This window comes from Streptomyces composti (assembly GCF_012034205.1).
Lineage (GTDB): Bacteria > Actinomycetota > Actinomycetes > Streptomycetales > Streptomycetaceae > Streptomyces > Streptomyces composti.
Map to the genome: position 1 here is coordinate 1 of NZ_JAATEM010000079.1, position 1,187 is coordinate 1,187.

Consider the following 1,187-nt stretch of genomic DNA (forward strand, 5'->3'; position numbering starts at 1 on the left):
CGCGCCGGATGGTGTTGAGCCGGGTGATCAGGGGGGTGATGGTGCGGCCTTCGCGTTCGGCGGTCTCCCAGTCGCGGGGCCGCAGCTGGTACTTCTCGGAGTCGAGGTACTCCTCGCTGCCCTCGCGCAGCGGGGTGTTCTCGCACAGTTCGTAGCCGCTGTAGATGCCCCAGGTGGGGGAGAGGGTGGCGGCGAGCACGGCGCGGACCTCGAAGGCGGGCCGGCCGCCGTGCTGGAGGTAGGCGTGCAGGATGTCGGGGGTGTTGGTGAAGAAGTTGGGCCGCATGTAGGCGGCCGCGTCCCCGGACAGCTCGGTGAGGTAGTCGGTGAGTTCCTGCTTGGTGTTGCGCCAGGTGAAGTAGGTGTAGGACTGCTGGAAGCCGATCTGGGCCAGGGTGTGCATCATCGCCGGGCGGGTGAACGCCTCCGCGAGGAAGATCACGTCGGGGTCGGTGCGGTTGATCTCGGCGATGACGCGTTCCCAGAAGACGACCGGTTTGGTGTGGGGGTTGTCCACGCGGAAGATGCGCACGCCGCAGCGCATCCAGTGGCGCAGGATGCGGACGGTCTCGGTGATCAGGCCGTCCATGTCGGCGTCGAAGGCGATGGGGTAGATGTCCTGGTACTTCTTCGGCGGGTTCTCGGCGTAGGCGATGGTGCCGTCGGGCCGGTGGTGGAACCATTCCGGGTGTTTGTGCACCCAGGGGTGGTCGGGGGAGCACTGCAGGGCGAAGTCCAGGGCGATCTCCAGGCCCAGTTCGCCGGCGCGCTGCACGAACCAGGTGAAGTCCTCCAGGGTGCCCAGCTGGGGGTGGACGGCGTCGTGGCCGCCTTCGGGGGAGCCGATGGCCCAGGGGACGCCGACGTCGTCGGGGCCGGCGTCGAGGGTGTTGTTGGGGCCTTTGCGGAAGGTGGTGCCGATGGGGTGGATCGGGGGGAGGTAGACCACGTCGAAGCCCATCGCGGCGATCGCGGGCAGCCGGCGGGCGGCGGTGCGGAAGGTGCCGTGGGGCTGCTCGGCGGTGCCCTCGGAGCGGGGGAAGAACTCGTACCAGGATCCGTACAGGGCCCGCTCGCGTTCGACCAGCAGGGGCAGCGGGTCGCTGCTGGTGACCAGCTCCCGCAGCGGGTACCGGGCGAGCACCGCGTCGACCTCGGGGGTCAGCGCCGCCGCCAGCCGGGCGGCG

Annotated in this window: 1 protein-coding gene; it reads right to left on the bottom strand. The window is 69.8% G+C overall.

The genetic code is table 11. The annotated features are described in order from the left end of the window. A partial coding sequence (locus HCJ93_RS29010; protein WP_167998800.1) for a maltotransferase domain-containing protein occupies positions 1-1,187 on the bottom strand: 1,187 nt, incomplete at both ends.